At 46.5% G+C, this 23076-nt stretch carries 20 protein-coding genes; 18 read left to right on the forward strand and 2 right to left on the reverse strand.

Going from position 1 to position 23076, the window contains the following annotated elements:
- Positions 1-2: 2 nt before the first annotated feature.
- From CCC70_RS00690 to CCC70_RS00725, 8 genes are all read left to right on the forward strand, one after another.
- On the forward strand, positions 3-1571 hold the full coding sequence (locus CCC70_RS00690; RefSeq protein ID WP_173723148.1) for a DUF3794 and LysM peptidoglycan-binding domain-containing protein: 1569 nt from the start codon (positions 3-5) through the stop codon (positions 1569-1571).
- 90 nt (positions 1572-1661) lie between these two features.
- Positions 1662-2543, forward strand: coding sequence for a 4-(cytidine 5'-diphospho)-2-C-methyl-D-erythritol kinase (gene ispE / locus CCC70_RS00695; protein WP_015525345.1), 882 nt, complete (start codon positions 1662-1664; stop codon positions 2541-2543).
- Entirely contained in the window at positions 2533-3234 is a 702-nt protein-coding gene (locus tag CCC70_RS00700; RefSeq protein WP_022427303.1) for a GntR family transcriptional regulator, read from the forward strand. The genes ispE and CCC70_RS00700 overlap by 11 nt, the downstream gene beginning before the upstream one ends.
- Positions 3235-3369: 135 nt before the next feature.
- Positions 3370-4866, forward strand: coding sequence for a spore germination protein (locus CCC70_RS00705; RefSeq protein ID WP_110104073.1), 1497 nt, complete (start codon positions 3370-3372; stop codon positions 4864-4866).
- Between the two features lie 5 nt (positions 4867-4871).
- A complete protein-coding gene (locus CCC70_RS00710) occupies positions 4872-6557 on the forward strand; it encodes a GerAB/ArcD/ProY family transporter (RefSeq protein WP_270652548.1) in 1686 nt (561 codons plus the stop codon).
- A 105-nt stretch (positions 6558-6662) separates the two neighbouring features.
- The gene (locus tag CCC70_RS00715) at positions 6663-6902 is read left to right on the forward strand and encodes a hypothetical protein (protein ID WP_021653073.1); all 240 of its coding nucleotides are present in this window, start codon (positions 6663-6665) and stop codon (positions 6900-6902) included.
- A gap of 56 nt (positions 6903-6958) precedes the next feature.
- Positions 6959-7780: a glutamate racemase gene (gene murI / locus CCC70_RS00720; protein ID WP_021653072.1), complete on the forward strand. Its 822-nt coding sequence runs from the start codon at positions 6959-6961 to the stop codon at positions 7778-7780.
- Positions 7781-7812: 32 nt separating this feature from the next.
- Entirely contained in the window at positions 7813-8259 is a 447-nt protein-coding gene (locus CCC70_RS00725) for a DUF1934 domain-containing protein (protein ID WP_021653071.1), read from the forward strand.
- Positions 8260-8358: 99 nt separating this feature from the next.
- On the opposite strand, the gene CCC70_RS00730 is transcribed toward CCC70_RS00725, so the two are convergent.
- The gene (locus CCC70_RS00730) at positions 8359-8799 is read right to left on the reverse strand and encodes a type IV pilin (RefSeq protein ID WP_021653070.1); all 441 of its coding nucleotides are present in this window, start codon (positions 8797-8799) and stop codon (positions 8359-8361) included.
- A gap of 94 nt (positions 8800-8893) precedes the next feature.
- Here CCC70_RS00730 and CCC70_RS00735 point away from each other — a divergent pair, with 94 nt between their 5' ends.
- From CCC70_RS00735 to glgB, 6 genes are all read left to right on the forward strand, one after another.
- A complete protein-coding gene (locus tag CCC70_RS00735) occupies positions 8894-9097 on the forward strand; it encodes a hypothetical protein (RefSeq protein ID WP_021653069.1) in 204 nt (67 codons plus the stop codon).
- Positions 9048-10532 carry a polysaccharide deacetylase family protein gene (locus CCC70_RS00740; protein WP_330577113.1) on the forward strand — a complete coding sequence of 495 codons (1485 nt, stop codon included), beginning with the start codon at positions 9048-9050 and terminating at the stop codon, positions 10530-10532. The genes CCC70_RS00735 and CCC70_RS00740 overlap by 50 nt, the downstream gene beginning before the upstream one ends.
- Positions 10533-10585: 53 nt before the next feature.
- Complete coding sequence (locus tag CCC70_RS00745) at positions 10586-12085, forward strand: polysaccharide deacetylase family protein (RefSeq protein ID WP_021653067.1); 1500 nt, start codon at positions 10586-10588, stop codon at positions 12083-12085.
- 78 nt (positions 12086-12163) lie between these two features.
- Positions 12164-13498 carry a trigger factor gene (tig, locus tag CCC70_RS00750; protein ID WP_118607952.1) on the forward strand — a complete coding sequence of 445 codons (1335 nt, stop codon included), beginning with the start codon at positions 12164-12166 and terminating at the stop codon, positions 13496-13498.
- A gap of 227 nt (positions 13499-13725) precedes the next feature.
- Positions 13726-15132, forward strand: coding sequence for a polysaccharide deacetylase family protein (locus CCC70_RS00755; protein WP_118607951.1), 1407 nt, complete (start codon positions 13726-13728; stop codon positions 15130-15132).
- A 210-nt stretch (positions 15133-15342) separates the two neighbouring features.
- Complete coding sequence (gene glgB, locus CCC70_RS00760; RefSeq protein ID WP_021653063.1) at positions 15343-17229, forward strand: 1,4-alpha-glucan branching protein GlgB; 1887 nt, start codon at positions 15343-15345, stop codon at positions 17227-17229.
- Between the two features lie 146 nt (positions 17230-17375).
- On the opposite strand, the gene CCC70_RS00765 is transcribed toward glgB, so the two are convergent.
- Positions 17376-19055: a CapA family protein gene (locus CCC70_RS00765; protein WP_330577114.1), complete on the reverse strand. Its 1680-nt coding sequence runs from the start codon at positions 19053-19055 to the stop codon at positions 17376-17378.
- Between the two features lie 762 nt (positions 19056-19817).
- Here CCC70_RS00765 and CCC70_RS00770 point away from each other — a divergent pair.
- From CCC70_RS00770 to CCC70_RS00785, 4 genes are all read left to right on the forward strand, one after another.
- Positions 19818-20462, forward strand: coding sequence for a hypothetical protein (locus CCC70_RS00770; RefSeq protein WP_118625134.1), 645 nt, complete (start codon positions 19818-19820; stop codon positions 20460-20462).
- A gap of 29 nt (positions 20463-20491) precedes the next feature.
- Entirely contained in the window at positions 20492-20923 is a 432-nt protein-coding gene (gene tnpA / locus CCC70_RS00775; RefSeq protein ID WP_118625308.1) for an IS200/IS605 family transposase, read from the forward strand.
- 44 nt (positions 20924-20967) lie between these two features.
- On the forward strand, positions 20968-22296 hold the full coding sequence (locus CCC70_RS00780; RefSeq protein ID WP_118625136.1) for an IS200/IS605 family element transposase accessory protein TnpB: 1329 nt from the start codon (positions 20968-20970) through the stop codon (positions 22294-22296).
- Positions 22297-22660: 364 nt separating this feature from the next.
- Positions 22661-23074: an acyl-CoA thioesterase gene (locus CCC70_RS00785; RefSeq protein WP_270427407.1), complete on the forward strand. Its 414-nt coding sequence runs from the start codon at positions 22661-22663 to the stop codon at positions 23072-23074.
- Positions 23075-23076 lie beyond the last annotated feature (2 nt).

Raw genomic sequence — 23076 nt, forward strand, 5'->3', positions numbered from 1 at the left:
CTGTGGAATTAAAAAAAGAAAGCATGCAGATATTAAAGGAAAAAAGCAGGGCAAAAAGTCAGATCACTTTTGATGAGGATTTTAATGTACCGGATGCAAAACCGGATGCAGGAAGACTGATCCAGAATAAGGGCAGGATCATTATGGATGATGTCCGTCTTACTGACGGGAAAGGTATTCTTACGGGAAATCTGCAGGTAGATATCCTTTATGTGGGGGAAGAAAGAGGAATCGTCAGCAGTCTTACTGCAAAACTTCCATTTGAGGAAACCTTGAACCTGAAGGATATCATAAACGGGGATAAAATGTGTCTGAAGTGGGAAATTGAAGATCTTACGATCCGCCTGATCCATTCCAGAAAGCTTAATATCAAAGCTTTGGTAACTTTTTGTGCGACTGTGGATGAAACAGAACAGATCCGCCTGCCGGTGGCGCTGGATGCAGAAGAGGTATCCGTCAGAAAAAAAACAGTCCGTTTTCTGGGACTTACCGTACATAAAAAAGATACACTCCGGATCAAGGATGAGTATACCATTGCCTCCAATCGTCCGGATATCGCCAGCCTGATCTGGTATACTATGGATGTACGGGGGCTGGATCTGAAGCCGGAGGAAAATGTGGTAAAGGCAAGGGGAGAGCTGTCCGTTTTTGTGCTGTACGGAGCTGAAGATACAGAAGCCCCGGTGCAGTGGCTGGAATATTCGCTGCCTTTTTCCGGGGAAGTGGAATGTCCGGACTGCACGGAGGAACTGATCCCGCTGATCGAAGCTTCGGTGATGCATCAGAGTCTGGAGGCCAAACCGGATGTCGATGGGGAAGAACGGATCCTTGTTTCGGATGTTGTGCTGGAGCTGGATATGAAATTTTTCAGGGAAGAGGAATATGATCTTATTACCGATGTGTATACACCGATCCGTGAATGTGTTCCGGAAGGAAAGAATGAGGTACTGGAACGGCTTCTGGTACGTAATTTTTCCAGATGCAGGATCAGTGACAGGATCCAGGTAAAGGAGACTCAGGGAAAAGTCCTCCAGCTGTGTCACAGTCAGGGAAAAGTGAAGATCGATAAGACCAGGATCGTAGAGAACGGTGTGCAGGCAGATGGCGTGGTCATGCTGAAGATCCTGTACATTATTGGAAATGATGATATGCCGTTTTATTCCATGGAGGCAATGATACCGTTTTCCCATATGGTGGAAGCAAGAGGAATCCGACAGGACAGCTGTTATCAGTTAAAAGCAAAGCTGGAGCAGCTTTCCGCAGCCATGGCAGATGGAAATGAGATCGAGATCCGGGCAACTGTAGGACTGGAGCTTCTGGCAGTTGCCAGAGAACCGGTATTTATCATTGAGAAAGTAGAGGAAAAACCACTGGATATGAAAAAACTCCAGGCTATGCCGGGAATCCTGGTTTATATGGTAAAACCGGGAGATGAATTGTGGGATATCGCAAGGAAATATCACACATCTATCCAGGAGATCCGGACGATCAATGCTCTCAAGGAAAATCAGGAACCCTCTCCGGGAACTCCGCTTCTTGTTGTAAAAAAAGTGGAAGGTCAGATCAAATAAAAAGTGGAATATTTTGCTGTTGAAAAGAATGTAAAAATCATATAAAATACATGTATAAATACTGTATACAAAGTACAAATGGAGGGGCTTATGCGTTTAAAAGCAATGGCAAAGATCAATCTCGGACTTGATGTTCTGGGAAAGAGAGAGGACGGTTATCATGAGGTACGCATGATCATGCAGACCATCCGTATGTATGATATCCTGGATATCAGAAAGACCAGACGGCCGGGGATCGTACTGACGACCAATCTTCCGTTTATTCCTACAGATCAGAGAAATCTTGTATATAAGGCAGCACAGATGCTGATGGAGGAGTTCGATGTTGAAGAGGGACTTTCCATCAAGCTTCGTAAATTTATCCCGGTGGCAGCAGGCATGGCAGGAGGCAGCTCCGATGCAGCGGCCGCATTTGTGGGTGTGAACCGGATGTTCCATTTAGGGCTTACCGAAGAACAGCTGATGGAACGTGCAGTAAAGGTCGGAGCAGATGTTCCGTATTGTATCATGCGGGGAACAGCTCTTGCGGAGGGAATCGGAGAGAAGCTGACCAGACTTCCGGAAGTTCCGAAATGTTATGTTCTGATAGGAAAACCGGGAATCAATGTTTCCACAAAAACAGCCTATGAGAATCTGAATCTGGAAGGGATCGGAAAACATCCGGACATCGATGGACTCATCGGAGCTATCAGAAATAATGATCTGTATGCCATGGCATCCAGAATGGAGAATGTATTTGAACCGGGGATCATCCGACAGTATCCTGTGATCGGCAATATCAAGAACCTTATGGAAGAAAAAGGTGCGCTGAAAGCCGTGATGAGCGGAAGCGGTCCTACTGTGTTTGGAATCTTTGATAACAGAGATAAGATGGCCGCGGCAGCCAGAAGCCTCAGAAAGAGCGGGCTTGCAAAGACTGTATTTGCCACGGATATTTACAATAGAGATGGAGGAGTTACAAATGACAAGTGATTTTTCTGTGGATATGAATGAATATCTGCCGCTTCGGGATGTTGTTTTTAACACCTTGCGGCAGGCAATCCTGAAGGGAGAGCTGAAGCCGGGCGAAAGACTTCTGGAGATCGCCCTTGCAGAGCGTCTTGGCGTGAGCAGAACACCGGTGCGTGAGGCTATGCGCAAGCTGGAGCAGGAAGGTCTTGTAGTGATGATCCCACGCAGAGGTGCACAGGTAGCCAGCATCACAGAGAAGGATCTGAACGATGTTCTGGAGGTGCGTATCGCCCTCGAAAATGTTGCCATAGAAAAAGCGTGCAAGCTGATCACAGAGGATGAGCTGGGAAGGCTCTGGGTGGCAGCCAAGGAATTTGAAAAAACAAAAGCAGAGGGAAATCTGGTCCGTCTGGCGGAAACCGATGTGGCTTTCCACGAGATCATATATCAGGCTTCTGATAATAAGCGTCTGAATCAGGTCCTGAATAATCTCCGTGAGCAGATGTATCGCTATCGTGTAGAGTATCTGAAGGAGGAGCAGACAAGAAATCTTCTGGTCAGTGAGCATGAAGAACTGGTAAAAGCCATCCGTGAAGGAGATGTGCAAAAGGCGCAGGATATTTCTTTCCATCATCTGGAGAATCAACGAAAAGCGATCATCCGTACTATCCGCGCGGAGAATGAGGCCAAAGAGGCCGAGAAAAAAGAATAAGAACCGGATATGCGGGAATATTAAGAGAGATGTCATTGGGGCATCTCTTTTTTTAACCGAATCAAGTAAGTCCCCTGTTTCAATTGCGAAAAGCAATAAGCAGTGGGGGAACTTGCTGTAAAGGATGGTGGCTTTATGGAAACAAGGAAGATATCGATATCTCTTCATGAAAATGAATCGTATATCCGGAAACGGTGTGAAAACTGCGATGATATCCTGATCAGGCCCATGCGCCTTGGTGAGGGACATAAGGCGGACTGTCTGATGGTCTATATTGAGGTTGCGGTTTCAAACATGATGCTGGATGATTCTGCTATCGGAAAAATGATCAATCATTTCTGGGAGATCCCGGAGGAAAAGATCCGGGAATTTATCCGCCGAAACAGTCTTGGAATTGCAGATGTGAAGGAGCTGTCTTCCATGGAGGAGGTATTTGGTGCCATTCTTTCGGGAAATGCAGTTTTCTTTCTGGATGGATACGACAAAGCAATGAAAATTTCCAGTAAAGGATATCCGGGGCTGGCTGTATCAGAGGTGAAAACGGAAAAGGTCCTCAGAGGCTCCAAGGAGGGGTTCTGTGACAGTGTAAAAACCAATGCGGCCCTTGTGAGAAAGCGGATCCGTGATACCAGGCTGAAGGTGGAGCAGAGCAGCATCGGTGTACGCTCCAATACGGTGGTACAGCTTCTTTATGTGGAGGATCTGGTCCATGAGGAGCTTCTGACTGCTGTGAAAGAGCGCCTGGAATCTTTTGCAGTGGACGGGATCCTGGACAGCGGGATGCTGGAACAGCTGACAGAAGAAGCATGGTATTCTCCCTTTCCTCAGTTTCAGACAACGGAGCGGCCGGATCGGGCTGCCCAGGAGCTGCTGAATGGAAAAGCAGTTCTGCTCTGTGACAATTCGCCGGTGGCACTGGTGGTTCCCGGAGCATTCAACAGTTTTATGGAAAGCAGTGAAGACTGGTACAATCGTTTTGAGATGGCATCCTTCCTGCGGGTGCTCCGGTATCTGGCCATGGCTGTGGCAACGCTGCTCCCCGGACTTTATCTGGCTGTGATCCGGTTTCATACACAGATCCTTCCGGCGAATCTGATCCTTTCCTTTGCACAGGCAAGAGAGGGCGTTCCATTTTCCAGTGTAGTGGAGCTGGTGTTCCTGGAACTGTCTTTTGAGTTGATACGGGAGGCTGGTGTGCGGATCCCGGGAGCTCTTGGAAATGCCATTGGGATCGTAGGAGGACTGATCATCGGACAGGCTGCGGTGGAAGCCAATCTTGTCAGCCCGGTGGTAGTGATCATCGTGGCACTGACAGCACTGGGATCACTGGCTATACCTAATGAGGAATTTGCTTCTGCATTCCGGCTTCTGAAGTACGTTTTTCTGTTTCTGGGAGGATTTCTAGGTATATTCGGAATCGTGTTGGGACTGTATCTCACCATGGCGCATCTGGCAGGACTTTTAAGCTTCGGTGTCCCATATCTGGTACCTTTTGTAGAGAAGAACAGTGAGGCGGAAACCGGTGGAAGGATTTTGCGACAGCCCTTCCGGAAGCGGAAATTCCGGCCGCTGTATGCCAGAAATGCCCAGAAACGCAGGCTTCGGACAAGGCCATGGAGCCGGAAAGGATAAAGGCTATGAGATTTGCGGAGAATAACAGGATTTCCCACAGACAGCTTTTTCGTCAGATCATACTGGTGTTTCCGGCGCCGTTTCTGCTGTGCCTGTTTAAGAATGGAGCGATGTTGGGCATCAGTGCCATGGCAGGGACAGCTGCTGCGGCCGTAGTGCTCTCTTTTTATGTAATCTGGCTGATACGTCTGACACCTGCATATGGGGAGCTTTCCAAAAGGACAGGAAGTTTTACTGTACGATTTATTGGCCTGTTCTTTTTGGTATATGTGATCGCAAGTTCGGCATTTCTTTCGGGCCTTCTGGGGGAGGTGATCCCGGAAAGTCTGATCAGCGGGATTTCCGGAAAATGGCTGTCTCTTCTTGCAGTTGCAGCCTGTAGTCTGGGAACGCATCGCGGAATGCAGAGAAGAGGGCGGATCGCTGAGGTGTCCGGAAGGATTTTTCTGGCAGGGATCCTTCTTCTGATGCTTTTATGTGCAGGGCAAGGAAAAACAGAGTACTTTATGGAAGTGATGAAAGATCCGGAAACAGGATTTACAGGAGAGCGATGGCTCCATGATTTGTATACACTTTTGTGTGCTTTTTCAGGAGCAGGACTTCTTCCCTTCGGGCTGGAGTATGCAAAAAAACAGGGAAGTGCCAGAAAACCTGTGATCCTGGCTTTTCTTACAGTTTGCGGGATCATTTTTGGAATGCAGCTCCTTCTTCCGGCAGTCTTTGGTGGTGCACGCCTTAAAAACGAGATCTGTCCGGTACTGCCTCTTCTGGAGGGTGCAGATCTTCCGGGAAACGTACTGGCGAGATTTGATGTGATATGGATGGGGTTTCTGGTATTCGGACTTTTGTTTTCTCTGGGAAGTTTGTTTCATTACGGAAATCAGATCGCGGAAAAAACCGGATTCGGGACCGGTCGGTACTGGATCCCGGCAGCAGGCTGGCTGCTTTCCCTGTATGAGAGAAACGGGATGGGGATCCGGGAGTATTATGGCTGGTATCTGGGGTACATCTTTGTGCCGTTTCTGATTGTGATACAGCTTTTTCTCAGTACGGAAAACCGGGGAAGACGGAAGAAAAAAGTAACTGTGGCAGGACTTGTCCTGGTCATCACTTTGACGGGATCAGGCTGTGCGGCAGTAGAACCGGAAAAAAGAGCTTATCCGCTGGCACTGGGGGCCGGTGTTTCAGAGAATGGCTTTGTGCTGAAATATGCAATGCCGGATATGAGTACAGCTACCGGACAGGAAAAACCGGACGAAGATCCGATTTCTGTGCTGACTCTTTCCGGCCGGGACTTTCAGGAGATCGAGGCAGTTTACAACCGGTCTCAGGAAAAATTTCTGGATCTGGGTCATCTTGAAGTGCTGATCCTGGATGAACAGATTCTGGAAGAGGGATCCCGGGAAGCACTGATCGGATATCTGAAGCAGGAAGAGCATATCGGAGAGGATGTCTACGTGTTCCGGACGGATATGCTGGGAGATGTTTTTCACTGGAAGGGAGCCCGGGAAAGCTCCATAGGGGAATACCTTCAGGGAATCCAGGAGAACCGCACATCCGGGCAGCAGAAGAAGGGTGTGACTCTGCGGGAGGTATATCATCAGTTCTGTCAGGATGGAACGCTGCCCTGGCTTCCGGAGATATGGGTGGAAGGTGAGCTTCTGGAAGTGGATTACGGCAGTAATGAATAGATGGGAGCCGGACTGTTAATAATACAGATGATGATCAGTACGATAAATCGTACAGTATATCTCTGGATAAGATCATCAGAAGATTTTTGACAGGAGGGCTTGCTCATGGAGCATATAAAAATGAAGAAGCATGTATTAAAAAAAGCAGGAGGGTTCCTTTTGCTCACGGCAGTGATCCTTGCAGGGAGTACCTGGGAGAGAAGAACTGCAGGTGATCGGCAGCCACAGTTTTATGCCTGGTGGGGAACGATCTACCCGGAATTCTGCTTTGAAAAAGCAGAGGACAACGGGGAAAATAAGCCGGTGAAGATATCCTTCTGGCTTGCGCAAGCCCTGGATTGGTGATACAATATTTCAACGGACCAATCACGTTCGATTAATTATTTCAGGAGATAAGATCAATGAATATAGACAGAAACGCACCGGTGGGTGTGTTTGATTCCGGTATCGGAGGACTGACAGTAGCCCGGGAGATCATGCGCAATCTCCCATCGGAAAAAATCGTATATTTCGGAGACACAGCCAGAGTTCCCTATGGAAGCAAATCCAGAGAAACAGTGATCCGTTATTCCCGCCAGATCATTCATTTTCTGCAGGAACAGAAGGTGAAGGCCATTGTGGTGGCCTGTAATACAGCCAGTGCATTTGCTCTGGATGCGGTGAAGGATGAACTGGATATCCCGATCCTTGGAGTGATCGAGGCTGGTGCCAAAGTTGCTGCCCAGGAAACCAGAAATAAACGGGTGGGCATTATCGGAACGGTGGGCACGGTAGGAAGCGGTATCCATGCCTCTTATCTGAAGGAACTGGATCCGGAGATCACCGTGATCGGAAAAGCGTGCCCGCTGTTTGTTCCGCTGGTAGAAGAGGGCTGGTATCATGATCCGGTCACCGAGGAAGTTGCCAGAAGATATCTGAAGGAGCTGCAGGAGCAGGAGATCGATACACTGATCCTCGGATGTACGCACTATCCTCTTTTAAGATCTACCATACGCAAGATCATGGGTGAGGAGGTCTGCCTTGTGAATCCTGCATATGAGACGGCGCTGGAGCTTAAAAAGTTACTCTCCAGACTGGATCTTGCCAGCAATGAGGTAGCACAGGAGGAATTCCCGTATCGCTTTTATGTAAGTGATCTTGCAGAGAAGTTTAAGGATTTTGCCAATTCCATCCTGCCGTATAACGTAGAAAAAACACAGAAGATCGATATCGAAAAATATTAAACAGATCTGTACATAAATGATAGGAGAAAAGAATGCAGAAAGAAGTTTTGATCCATGTAAGAGGGCTTCAGATGATGGATGCACAGGGGGATCAGGAACCTATAGAGATCATTGTTCCGGGACAGTATTATTTCCGCAATGGTTCTCATTACCTCAGATATGAGGAACTGCTGGATGAAACAGCAGAGCCCACCATCAATTACATAAAAGTATCCGGAAAGGGTCTGGAAGTCAGCAAGAAGGGACTGGTCAATGTACACATGGTATTTGAACAGGGCAAAAAAAACATGACCTATTATACTACCCCTTACGGAACACTTCAGATGGGAATCTCAGCTACGAATCTGGAGCTGACGGAAAGCGAAGAGAACCTTCAGATCAAAGCAGATTATGCGCTGGATATGAATGAAGAACATGTGGCAGACTGCTATCTGGCGATCCAGGTACAGCCAAGAGACTGCAAGGATTTTGTTTTATAGATCCTGCAGAAAATAAAAGATATATAATTACACTACATAAGAACAGCCGCCATGCATCAGGGGAATTCCTGAAAGCATGGCGGCTGTTTTGGATTCTGATCATTTACGGAATCTTGCGAGGAAGCCTTTTTTCTTCTTCTGTGGTGCTTCGAGAGAACCACGGATTCCTTTTACGCCAACGATGTAAAGGCCGCTGACTTCAGCTTTGATCTCTTTTTTGACCGGGATCAGATCAAAAACTTTTTCATCTGCAATAAGGATGTTGATCTTCGGACCAACTTTGGCTTTTACGATCGGAAGCTTGGACCGGCGCATAAGCTTAGGTGTCTGGTCGATGACCATCTGTGGAAGTCCGGAATCTTTCAGCGGCATCCGTTTTTTATCGATGACCAGCATGGAAACTGTCTGTTTGTTAGCCTGGATCTGAGCCTGCTGTTCGTCCTGTTTTTTCTGAGCTTTTTTTCCGAAGAAATAGAGCGCGATCACTGCTGCGATCAGAATAACGAGGATGACCAGAAGAACGATGGTAACTGTACTCATTTGAGAATCCCCCTGTATATATATTTGTTTCGCAATCGGTTACATTACGCAAACAACATTTTAGCATTGTTTCATCAAAAAGGCAATTAAAAAAGTGAAAAAGACAGGTGGAACGGTGGAAATTTCAGCAGTTACCAGTTATAATGATTACGATGCAGTTCATCTGTGTATGCTGCAGAGAATACAGGACATAACTATCTTTGAGCTAACATATGTAATGGATAAACCAGAGATGGAGGAAATATTATATGAAAGAGAAAAAGCCCGGGGGAACCCGACCGGAAATGGGGACTCCTGAGTACGAAGAATGGCGGAAAGAGGTATTGAAACGCCGCAGAAAGCGCCAGCTGAAGGAACGCAGAAAGCGTCTGGCCATCATAACAGCGGCAATGATCGTCGCAGTCGGGGCATCAGTAGGAGTCGGTGCGCTGAAGGGCAGAAGTGAGAAGGCTTCAAAAGAGAAGACGGTTTCTTCTGACAAACAGAAAGAACAGACCGTTTCCGGAGAAAAAGCTTTAGAAGCAGGTACTAAAAATACAGAGACCGCTTCCAAAGATACTCTCGCAGAGGCAGAGCTTCTGGCCAGTCAATATAACTATGACAAAGCTATCGATCTTCTGAAAAAGGCTCCGTCCTATGATTCTGATAAGAAGATGCAGGCAGCTGCAAAAAAATACGAAGACATAAAAGCAACCTGTACGGCATGGCCCCTTGAAAAGGTGACACATGTCTTTTATCATATTCTGATCAAGGATCCATCCAAAGCGTTTGACGGAGACTACAAAGAAGCAGATTATAATCAGGTCATGACAACCATTGATGAGTTTAACAAGATCACGCAGACCATGTATGACAAGGGCTATGTGATGGTAAGCATCAAGGACATGGCAAAGGCAGACGACAACGGGAATATCACAGAGGGAGAGATTCTTCTTCCGCCTGGGAAAACGCCGTTTGTCCTCTCACAGGATGATGTATGCTATTATCATTACATGGACGGTGACGGCTATGCCACGAAGCTGATCGTGGATGATAAAGGAAAGATCCGCAATGAATATGTGGAAGATGACGGAAGTGTCTCCGTGGGAGATTATGACATGGTTCCGCTGATCGACCGTTTTGTGGAAAAGCATCCGGATTTCTCATACCGCGGTGCAAAAGGAATCCTGGCACTTACCGGATACAACGGGATCCTGGGATACCGGACCGACGAAAGCTATGAGACCCGTCCGGCAGATCTGGATGAAAATAAAGTACAGTGGCTGGATGCACATCCGGATTTCAGCCTGGAAAAAGAACGGGCAGCCGCAAAAAAGGTTGCCGATGCCATGAAGGCAGAAGGCTGGGAATTTGCGAGCCATACCTGGGGACATCAGAATGTGGGACAGGTCACACTGGAGAAGCTTCAGGCAGATACCGAACGTTTCAAGAAAAATGTAGATCCGCTGATCGGGGGAACGGATGTTATCATTTTTGCTTTTGGAACCGACATTACCAATGACCAGGAGTATTCCGGGGATAAATTCGAATATCTGAAGGGGCAGGGATATAATTATTACTGCAACGTGGATTCCAGCCAGTATTATGTACAGATCCGGGATCGGTACTTCCGTCAGGGAAGACGGAATCTGGATGGATACCGTATGTATTATAACCCGGAACTGTTATCCGATCTTTTTGACGTAAAAGATGTTTTTGATCCGGCAAGACCGACACCGGTACCGCCGATGTAACGGTCATATCCGGAGATACGAGGGGACTTTTAGAAAGGGGCATATATATTATTATGAAGAAAAAAATTGCAGGTGTACTGACAACAGTGCTTGCGGCGTCACTTCTTGTGGGCGGAAACCATCCGGTCACTGTTCAGGTGGACAATATGATCTCCGGGACACAGGATGACGAGGATACACAGTCTGATGAAGCGGAAGCAGAAGCTGCAGAAGCCGAAGAAGAACAGTCCGAAGAAGCCAAAGTAGCAGCGGACCCGGAGGACCAGCCGGCAGCTACCGAGACACCGAAGGAAGAAAAAAAGGCAGAAAAAGAAACACAGAAAAGGGAAGCTGCCGAGAACAGCTCCGACAGTACTTCCTCAGACGAAAAAACACTTCTCAAAAAAGCCAAAAAACTGGCACAGCAGTATGATTACACCGGCGCGATCTCCGTGTTGAAAAACAACTGGAAATTTGCCACTAGTGACAAGATGCAGGAAGCAGCAGCAGCCTACATGAAAAAAAGAGATGCCTGTGTGGAATATCCACTTGAGAATATCACCCATGTATTTTTTCATTCCCTGATCGTGAATACCTCACTGGCCTTTGACGGAGATTCCGATGAGGCCGGATATAATCAGATGATGACCACAGTCAGTGAGTTCAAAAAAATGCTCCAGATCATGTATGATAAGGGTTACGTACTGGTGAGTCCTCATGATATGGCTGTGATCAATGATGACGGAACCATGAGCAGGGGAAAGATCATGCTGCCGGAAGGCAAGATTCCTTTTGTTCTTTCAGAGGATGACGTCAGCTACTATCATTATATGGACGGAGACGGATTTGCCACAAAGCTGGTGATCGACGACAACGGAGATATCAAATGCGAGTATAAGAAGGCAGACGGTACAGTTGTGACCGGAGATTACGATGTGGTGCCGATCCTGGATTCCTTTATCAAAGAACATCCGGATTTTTCCTATCATGGAAGAAAGGGTATCCTGGCAATGACCGGTTATAATGGTGTTCTGGGCTACCGTACAGATGGGGCATATAAGACCAAGAAGAATCTTCAGGATGACCAGAAGGCTTTTCTCAAGGCCAATCCGGATTTTGACTATGATAAAGAAGTAAAAGCAGCCAAAAAAGTGGCGAAGGCCATGAAAAAGGACGGGTGGGAATTTGCAAGCCATACCTGGGGTCACAGAAACGCTACAAGCTCCACAGCAGCGGAGTTGAAGACCGATAATAAAAAATGGGAAAAATATGTGGCACCCATCCTCGGAAAAACCGATATGATCATTTTTGCCTTTGGTGCGGATATCGGCGATTGGGAAGGATACACCTCGGATAATGAGAAGTATGAGTATTACAAAAGCCGTGGCTACCGCTATTTCTGCAATGTAGATTCCAGTCAGTATTTTGTGCAGATCACAAGTGAATATTTCCGTCAGGGAAGACGGAATCTGGATGGATACAGAATGTATTACAATCCGGATATGCTCAGTGACCTGTTTGATGTATCGGAGGTGTGGGATTCTTCCAGACCGACACCGGTACCGGAAATGTAAGACAGCAAACACACTTTACAAATCTGTATAAAAAAAGATTATAATCGAACCGACAGTACTTGATGAAGGGAGTAGGTTATGAAGAAAAAAGCATATCTCATGGTTCTTGCACTGTGTGCGGCACTGGCGATCACTGCATGTGGCACATCAACAGACCAGAAAGATGACAAAAAACCTGCAGCAGAAGCGCAGGATACAACAGATAAAGAAGATTCCGGATCTGCAGATTCCAAAGAGTCAGAAGAAACGGATTCCAATAAAGACAGCGAAGAGGCAGCCTCCGGAGATACAAGGCTTGTTTCCGTGGATGATGTGAGCAAATATGTGACCATCGGAGAATATAAGGGACTGACTCTTGATAACACAGTAGAAGCCGTAACCGATGATATGGTTGACGGAAGGATCAAGGAAGAGCTTCAGAACAAGGCTGAGGAAGTAACGGAAGGCAGTGTTCAGAACGGAGATGTGGTTACCATTAATTATGTGGGAACCAAAGACGGAGTGGCTTTTGACGGCGGTACTGCAAATAATTATGAGCTGACCATAGGCTCCGGAACGTTTATCGACGGATTTGAGGACGGGATCATCGGAATGAAAAAAGGTGAGACCAAGAATCTCGATCTGACTTTCCCGAAGGAATACTCTTCGGAAGAGCTGGCCGGACAGGAAGTGGTATTTAAGGTCACTCTGCAGAGCTTTAAGCGTGCACCTGAGCTTACCGATATCTGGGTAGCCAAGAATACAGACTGCAAGAGTGTGGATGATTACAAGAAGGAAATCCGTACCACACTGGAGGATGAAGCGAAGACAAGTGCACAGAACACATTGCGTGAAACTGCATGGAACACAGTGCTCTCAGCATCTGAAGTGAAGGAATATCCACAGGAGGATCTGGATACAGCCAAGACAGAGTTTCGCAGTCTGTATGAGAATTATGCAAAACAGGGTGATATGACGCTGGAGGATTTTGTAAAAGCTCAGGGAATCTCCATGGATGATTTTGAGGAGCAGAGCGGTCAGTATGCGGAGTTTAAAGTAAAGCAGAACCTGATCGTACAGGGAATCATGGATGCGGAGAATATGACACTTGAAGATAAAAAATCTCTCAGTATCCAGGATGAACTGATCAAAGCATACAGTGTGAAGGATCTGGCTGCGCTGGTAGATAAATACGGACAGGCAGCCGTGGATGAATCCATCGGACTTCTCAGAGTGGAAGATTTTATCCTGGACAATGCAACAGTTGAGGAGAAGGTTTCTGCCGGTGATACCCAGGGAGTAAACGGAGATGATCCTTCCTCGGACGGAAGCAGTGCGGAAGGTACCGTGGATGAAGAGCTGGAAGCGGCAGAGGCTACAGATATGGTGCCGGAAGACGGCGAGGCGGATCAGGATGCAGCGGGTCAGGAGTGATCTGACAGTATCAGCAGCTAAAAAAGTGTGGTGCCCGGAATGTGTTTCGGGTACCATTTTTTTTACATGTGCATCGCGAAGTGTATTACTGAGAACGGAGTGAACAGTAACAAATTAAGAGATTCTTTCGGGAATTTCCATTGTATTTAAGCGTTAAATGCGGTATGATTAAAGACAGACATTAAATATCAAAGAAAGATATGAGTATATAAACGGGGATGTAAAAAATGGACAAAAGAGTTTTGCGTGAGAGGATGCGCAGAAAACAGCAGCAGTTAAGACGGCGGCGGATGATGAAGCGGATAACCTGTGTAGTTGCGGCGATTCTTCTGCTGGTTTTTGTTGTTCGAGGGGTAATTCTTCCCATCGTCAACCATGCAGGCGGCGGAAGCAATAAGGATGCGGAGACAGTAAATGTCCAGGCAAATACCGCCGGAGTTTCCACAGACAGCAGTACGAAGGACGGTACGGCATCGACGGATACGGCTGCTTCGGATACAGACAGCGCGGATTCCGGTACGGATGCAACGGTGATGCCGGTAAAGGGCAGTGCAGCAGGCGAAAGGCTTTCTGTTATGACTCCGGGATGGCATGAGGATTCTACAGGAAAGTGGTATCAGAATCCAGATGGTACATATTATGTAAATGGTTTTGCGGATATTGACGGAACAACATACAGCTTTGATAAAAAGGGATACATGCAGACCGGATGGGTGGAGAAAGGTGTGAAGGACTATTATTTTAATGAGGATGGCTCTTATGATCCTTCCAAGAAGCGCCCGATGATCGCTCTGACCTTTGATGATGGTCCTGGAGAGTATACAGAGACACTTCTTGATACTGTTGAGAAATACAATATCCATGTTACGTTCTTTATGCTGGGACAGAATGTGGAGGGCCGTGAATCTACCATACAGCGAATGGTAAAGCTTGGCTGCGAGATCGGTAACCATACTTGGGATCATCCGGAACAGACGCTGCCGAATATGGATCTGGATTCTGTTATGCAGGAGTTCCAGAAGACGGATGATGCACTGGTAAAAGCCTGTGGGCAGGCATCAACGGTATGTCGTGCACCGTATGGCGCGATCACAGATGAGCAGATGAGTGCAGTTGGCAAGCCTTTCTTCATGTGGTCTACGGATTCTCTGGACTGGAAGCTGATGGATGCGGATGCAGATTATAATCAGATCATGAATGATTCTTCCTTGGGAGATGGTTCTATCATCCTGATGCATGATATTCATGAACCATCTGTGAAGTGTGCCACAGAGAAGCTGATCCCGGCACTGATCGACCAGGGATATAAGCTTGTAACAGTCAGCGAGCTTGCAGAAGCGAAGGATGTTACGTTACAGAGTGCTTCCTATTCTGACTTCTGGGACAGCTCTCTTCAGGCTGGTCGTGTTGCTGGATATGCAGGAAATTCCAGCGATTCAGAGGATTCCTCTGAGGATGGCTCCGATGGAAGTGATTCTTCTGACGGATCTGATGTCAGTGACGGATCTTCCGATGAAGGGGACTATTCCGATGGTTCTGACGAAAGTGATTATTCGGATGGATCTTCCGATGATGGAAGCTATGATGATGGTTCCTACGACGAATCTTATGACGATGGAAGCGAAGAATATTAAAAAATGACAGGAGAGACCTGAATGACAAAATGTGCGTCATTCAGGTCTCTTTTTTGACTTTATCTGACACTGTCGGATAATAGACACATATTAGCCGGAGAGGGTTTTTCCTTGACTGAAAATATGGGGATTGGTATAATTATAGAATAAAAACTCCACTTAAAATTGGGGAATGGACGGTGGCAGAACTATAAAGGGAGGTACCTGAAAATGGGAAAGAAATTACAATTTACGGAGCTTGACCAGTATCTGTTTGGTCAGGGCACGAATTATGATATTTACAGGAAGCTGGGAGCACATCCGGACACGCAGAACCGGAAAAAAGGGGTTTATTTTGCAGTGTGGGCACCTAATGCACAGGCGGTTTCTGTTATAGGTGAATTCAACGAATGGGATACGGAGAAGAATCCCATGAAAAAAGTTGGACCCATTGGCGTTTATGAGACATTTGTACCGGGAGCGAAGATCGGACAGCTGTATAAATTTTACATTACAGGTGCACATGGTGAGGAGCTTTACAAGGCAGATCCATATGCCAATGCCGCTGAAATGCGTCCCGGAACAGCCTCTCGTATTACAGATATCACCAACTATAAATGGAAAGATGATACCTGGATGAAAAATCGCGAGAACTTTGATCCGGACACAAGTGCCATGTCTATCTATGAGGTGCATCCGGGTTCCTGGATGAAGCATCCGCAGACAGCAGAGGATGAGGATGGTTTCTATTCCTACAGAGAACTGGCGCCGAAGCTTGCACAGTATGTCAAAAAAATGGGATACACCCATGTGGAGCTTATGGGTATCGCAGAGCATCCTTTTGACGGTTCCTGGGGCTATCAGGTAACCGGCTATTACGCACCGACTTCCCGCTACGGAACACCGCAGGATTTCAAATATCTGGTGGATTATCTTCACCGTCAGAAAATCGGTATCATTCTTGACTGGGTACCGGCACATTTTCCGAAGGATGCACACGGACTGGTTAACTTTGACGGAACTGCTGTATATGAGCATGCAGATCCGAGACAGGGTGAGCATCCGGATTGGGGAACCAAGATCTACAATTACGGACGTCCGGAGGTGAAGAATTTCCTGATCGCAAACGCTCTTTACTGGGTAGAGGAATGCCACGTTGATGGTCTTCGTGTAGATGCGGTTGCATCCATGCTCTACCTGGATTACGGTAAGAAAGACGGTGAGTGGATCGCCAATAAATACGGCGGAAACAAGAATCTGGAGGCTATTGAATTTTTTAAGCATCTGAATACCGTTGTTCTCGGAAGAAATCATGGAACTGTCATGATCGCAGAGGAATCTACCGCATGGCCGATGGTAACAGGTAAGGCAGAAGACGACGGGCTTGGATTCTCTCTGAAGTGGAATATGGGCTGGATGAACGACTTCCTGGAATACATGAAGCTAGATCCATATTTCCGTAAATTTAATCATAATAAGATGACATTTTCTATGACTTATGCATACAGTGAGAAATATGTTCTGGTTCTGTCTCATGATGAGGTAGTACATCTGAAGTGTTCTATGCTGGAGAAGATGCCAGGAGAGCTGGATGATAAATTCAAGAACCTGAAGGCCGGATATACTTTTATGTTCGGGCATCCGGGTAAGAAGCTTCTGTTTATGGGACAGGATTTCGGACAGCTGCGTGAGTGGAGTGAGGCCAGAGAGCTTGACTGGTATCTTCTTGGCGAGGAAAATCATCAGAAGCTGCAGCAGTATGTCAGTGATCTTCTGCATATCTACCGCAAATATCCGGCACTTTACGGTGCAGATAATGATCCATCTGCATTTGAGTGGATCAATGCCAACGATGGCGACAGAAGTATCTTCAGCTTTGTGAGAAAATCTCCTACAAGACGTAATAATATCCTGATAGTATGCAACTTTACACCGGTAGCACGTCCGGATTACCGTGTAGGCGTTCCGAAGAAAAAACAGTACAAGCTGATCATGGATGAGCAGGGGCTTCTTCCGAAGGGCAAGGTATTTAAAGCCGAAAAGAAAAATTGTGACAACCGGGAATTTTCTTTTGCATATCCGTTGGAAGCTTATGGAGTTGGTATATTTACATACTGATATTCTGTATAGCGAAATCTTTGAAAGAAAATATAAAAGATAAAATAAAAATACCGGAGATCTGTGTACCTTTGAAGTGTTGGCTTCAGAGGTGCCGGATCTCCGGTATTTTATGGATCGGGGTATAAACTGGTTACGAGTTATCGCTATTCTTCGCTATCATCGTAGGAACCATCATCGTAGGAACCGTCGTCGTAGGAACCGTCGTCGTAGGAACCATCGTCGTAGGAACTATCGTCGTAGGAACCATCATCGTAGGAATCGTCGTCAGAATAACTGTCGTCGTAGGAACCGTCATCCGAGGAGTCGTCTGTGCTGCCTGAGTTATTATCAGCAGAGTTAAAGTCTTCGGAAGTGATGTCAATGCCTTTATCTGCGTAATATTTTTCTGCTGTGATGGAGTCGGTATCTTCTACGACATTTCCGGATGCATCGATCATGTTCAGGTCTGTGTCAATAGTCACATCCAGGAGGTTGGTCCCTGTGGATGGAGTGACATTCATGGACATGATCTCGTTGAACTTCTTTTTCAGGTTGTCAAGAGTGAATACACCGGAACCAATGTATGACTGTACACCGTTCTGAGATGCAAGTTCTTCTGTGTAATCGGAAAGCATATATGGTCCGAATTCACCGGCATCGCTGTTGTAATGCATGACCAGAGGTTCCACTGTAGGGGTCAGGATCTCAATTGAGGTCTTGCCGTCCTGTACGGTTTTCTGAATGGTGAATTTTGCCATTCCGCCGAGAAGTTCTTCCAGCTTCTGCTGGGTGGATACGAAATTTCCCAGAGAGTAGAAGACTACAGTTTCATTGCCTTTGTCATCAGTAAGGCGGCCATATGGCTGGAGTACATGTGGATGTCCGCCGATGATGACATTTACGCCCTGCTCCATAAGGTAGGCTGCCCACTGTTTTTCGTATTCGTTTGGCATGGTTTCGTCTTCGGTACCCCAGTGTGCTACAAAGATGATGCAGTCGGCCTGCTGTTTTGCTTTCTGGATCATGGCTGTGATCTTGTCTTTGCGGATCATGTCGATCATGTAGTCTTTTCCTTCAATGCCGCCTACGTTTGTGCCGTAGGTGTAATCCAGAAATGCGATCTTGATACCGTTTACTTCACGGATCTTGACGGTGTCGGCATCTTCCTGGGAGTCGTGGATCCCCAGAAGTGTGACATCCGGATATTTGGTTTTCCAGAAGTTCAGTGTGTCTGTGAGGAAGCCTTCTCCGAAGTCATCGATGTGGTTGTTGGCAGATTCTACTACGTTGAATCCTGCTTTTATAATGGCGTCTCCTACTTCTGTGGGTGTTGCAAAGGATGGGTAGGAGCTTACGCTGTCATGGTCGGTTGTGAAGACGGTTTCCTGATCGATCATTTTGATGTCTGCGTCCTTGATGGCGTCCTGGATGTGGGTGTAGATCTTGTCGTAGTTCCAGTTGCCGTCAGAGGATGCTCCTGCGTCGATGAGACTCTGGTGATAGAGGTTGTCGCCTACTGCGATGACGGAGGCAGTGGTAGTTTCGGCAGTGGTGTCGGCTGCTTCCTGATCGGCCTTGGCTTTGACTGCCGCGGCTTTTTTCTGGGCGTCTATGGCTGGTTTGCGGATGAGGCGGTAGTCCAGTTGATTGAAGAAGAGGACCAGGATCGCAAGGACGATGACGGATGCCATAAGACTTACACGGGCATTGCTGCGTTCGCGGAAGTTAAGGGGGATGTTGTCCTTGGGGTTGCGCCGGGGTTTTCTGAGGGAATCCGGGGTGGAGCTTTTTTTGAAGACTCCTTTGAGGGAGTCGGGGATTTTGATGTTGGGTGGAAATTTCATTTATGTTTTACCTTGTCTTTCTTTGGATTTTGAATGCGATTGATTGGTGATTGTTCGCTTTGTTATTTTTGATTTTTGTTGTGTGGTTGTATTATAGCAGATTTTTATTTTTGTGGGAAGAGGGTGGTGGGGGTGAACGTACGCCCGAGTCGGGGATGCTGTCTGGTCTGCGGCTTCGTCGGGGGCTGGCTTCTAGGCTGCCGGGAATCTGCTAAAAGCGTTTTCCAAAAGTCCGAACTCGCGTCTTGCAGCCGCTCAGACAGCGGACTTTTGAAAAACAACGCAGATTTCCGCCAGCCAAGAATCAGCTCCCCTCCTGCAGAGGCAGACCAGACAGCATCCCCGGCTCGGGCTGTGAGGTTCAAGGCGGTAGGGATAGGGTGGCTGGGCGGGAGTTGGATGAGCCGTCAGCGCTGCGCTGGACGGCGTGGAGGAAAGGCTGAGTTTCCTTGTGGTTTGATGGGAAGGGGGTGGGCCGAGGCGCTTCGCTGTCGGCTGGGAGTGTGTCGAGGCGCTTCGTTGTCGACTGGGAGTGTGTCGAATTGTGGTGGAATTTTTGGATGGGTTTTGCGTGATTTTTTCTCTGGTGTATGGTATGGTTGGTATATCTTATAAGATCTTTTGTCTGTATGGACATTCTTGGAGCTTCGGGTTCTGAAGCGTTTTCCATTTTTTTGTTACTGTGAAGGTTCTGAAAATCCGTTTTATGGGGTTTTTATGTTTTCTTTGTATGGTATAATTTATATATCAGTAGGAGTGTTAATGAATAACAATACTATATTTGACGATGTTTTCCGGACAATGGTGGAGAAGATGACTTACCTGCTCGTTCCGCTTATCAACGAGGTGTTTCATACCTCATATCCGAAGGATGTGAAGATCGTGCATCTTCGGAATGAGCATCAGCTGGAGGACGGGGAACTGATCACGGATGCCAAGCTTTTGATCGGGGATAAGGTGTATCATATTGAGTGTCAGAGTACGGATGATACTACGATGGCGATCCGAATGTTTGAGTATGATTTTGCGATTGCTTTGGAGAGTAGGCGGAGAGTAGGACGGAAGTTTTATGTGGAGTTTCCGAGATCATGTGTAATTTATTTAAGATCTACGAAGAATACGCCGGATGTTGAGGAAGTGGAGCTGCTGCTTCCGGATGGGCAGGTGTGTGTATATCGTGTTCCGACGGTAAAGGTGGAGCGTTATACAAAGGATAGCATTTTTGAGAAGAATTTACTGATGTTACTTCCGTTTTATGTAATGAGATACGAGGAGTCGGCGCATATAATAGGTGAGGATTCTGAGAAACTACGAAGATTATTGAAAACCTGTGCGTCGCATTCTCGTTACTTCAGTGATGAGTTAGGCGCACTATTTTTTGAGAATAAGCAGAACAAATGTTTGTAAATTCTATTTGCATATGGTATAATAAAAACATGGATAAAAATATGTTTAATATCAATAACAATGAACTTTCATATGGTAGAGGATATGTGTATTCCCTGCAGTACCATCTGGTATGGTGTACAAAATATCGGAAAAAAGTTTTAAAAGATGGTATTGATGCAGAATGCAAAGAAATGCTCTGTGACCTTGCAGAAGAATATAAATTTCAGATTCTGGCAATGGAGGTTATGCCGGATCATATCCATCTGCTTGTAGATTGCAGACCACAGTTTTATATCTCGGATATGATCAAGATCATGAAGGGGAACATTGCCAGGCAGATGTTTCTTGTGCATCCAGAACTGAAGAAGGAGCTTTGGGGAGGGCATCTGTGGAATCCATCTTATTGTGCAGTGACGGTAAGTGACAGGAGCAGGGAACAGGTATGTTCTTACATCGAAGGGCAAAAAGAAAAACAGTAATCTGAATGAACACGTTTTTATATTTGTAAGAAAGAGGAGAAAAGATGAGGACAGTATCCAGTTATGGCGTAGGATTGCGAAAACAGAATATTCCGATCCGCCAGACACTGGATATTTATCGCACTGCGGTCAGCTGCCTGACGGAGATCTATGCGCAGATATGGGATGAACTGGCAGTGATCACGGAACCTAAAAAACGTTTCAATACGGCAGAACATCTGGTGCATACCACTAAAAAGAACCAGGCAAAGTTTGCTTTTGACCTTCGTTTTCCAAAGATGCCTTCTTATCTCAGAAGGGCAGCTATCCAGCATGCCCTGGGAAGCGTATCATCATATAAGACAAGGCTGGAACTGTGGGAAAAAACGGATCAGAAAGGCGGCAGGCCGAAGCTGGGGTGTGGTGATCATGCTATGCCGGTATTTTATCGTGATGTGATGTACCGTGAGGATACAGAAGAAAAAGATAGAGCGTACTTGAAACTTTTTGACGGTCATGACTGGAAATGGTTCCGGGTCAGCTTCAGCCATACAGATATGGAATATCTCAGAAAGAACTGGGCAGGAAAAAAAGCTGCAGCTCCCGTGCTGGAAAAAAGGCATCGTAAATATTTACTGCGTTTTTCTTATACAGAAGAGGTGCAGCTTACAAAGGCACCTGCAAAAGAACAGATCATCTGCAGTGTGGATTTAGGGCTCAATACGGATGCAGTCTGTACCATTATGCGGTCAGATGGAACTGTCCTGGGAAGAAAGTTTATCAATCTTTCCAGTGAAAAAGACCGGATGTACCGTGTGCTGGGACGGATAAGCAGGTTCCAACGGGAGCATGGCTCTGCACAGGTGAAAAGCAGATGGGCTTATGCGAAGCGTCTTAACACAGAACTCGGAAGAAAGATCGCCGGAGCAGTCACAGGATATGCGGAAGAAAACCATGCGGATGTGATCGTGTTTGAGTATCTGGAAACAAAAGGAAAGATATCCGGAAGAAAGAAACAGAAGCTGCATCTGTGGAGAAAAAGGGATATCCAGAAAAGATGTGAACATCAGGCGCATCGTAGAGGGATGCGGATATCCAGGATCTGTGCGTGGAATACCAGCAGGCTTGCCTATGATGGGTCAGGAACAGTTGTCCGTGATCCGGGCAATCACAGTTTATGTACATTCCAGAATGGAAAAAGATATAACTGTGATCTTTCGGCGTCTTATAATATTGGAGCAAGATATTTTATCCGGGAACTCTTAAAACCCCTTCCGGCAACGGAAAGGTCTTTGCTGGAGGCAAAAGTCCCTTCAGTAAAGCGTAGGATCTCATGTGTATATGCGGACTTAAGAGAACTATTTTCAGAAATGGAACTCTTAAGAGTAGCATAAACACAGGCAGATATACAGCGGATTACCTGCAGTGTGGGAACTTGCCATATCTGGCATGGAAAAAGCGCATGACTGTGCATATCCTAAGCTACAGGCGTATCCGCCGATATTTAGCCTTGTCGCTTAAAGCGACTGAGGAGCATGTGACTTTAGTCGTGTGAGATCCACTAGATTAATTGTAAGGATATCAGATTACATGATCAATCGTTTGATCGCGGATGGTCGAATGGATGAGATTGGGAAAATCATAGACAGTGCGGAGGCTTGCAGGGAGTTGTATAAAGAGTATGGTTTGTGAGAAATAAAGAGGATATTTTGTTACTGGTGACAAATGTCAGATTTTTACAGAAGAGAGGATATAAACATGGGTGTTTACAGGCGTAAGGCACAGTATCATGAGACAGATCAGATGGGGATCATCCATCATTCCAATTATGTGAAATGGATGGAAGAGGCCCGGATCGATTTCATGAAGGAGTTGGGCTTTGGTTATGGTGAGGTGGAGAAGCGGGGGATTGTTTCTCCGGTTGCAGAGGTTTCAGTTTCTTATAAGAAGCCGGTGCTTTTTGATGATGTAGTGGAGATTTCAGTTTCGGTGAAGAAGTACAGTGGTGTGGTTCTGGAGCTGGCTTATGAGTTTTTTAATGTGACCAGAAGTGAGGTTTGTACAGAGGCTTCCTCGAAGCATTGTTTTACCAGGAATGGGGAGCTGGTTTCTCTGAAAAAAGAGATTCCGGAACTGGATGTGCTGTTCAGAAGCTGTGTGAAGGGGGATTGAGT

Source organism: Blautia sp. LMAG:89, assembly GCF_008679485.1.
In the GTDB taxonomy this organism is placed as follows: domain Bacteria; phylum Bacillota; class Clostridia; order Lachnospirales; family Lachnospiraceae; genus Blautia_A; species Blautia_A fusiformis.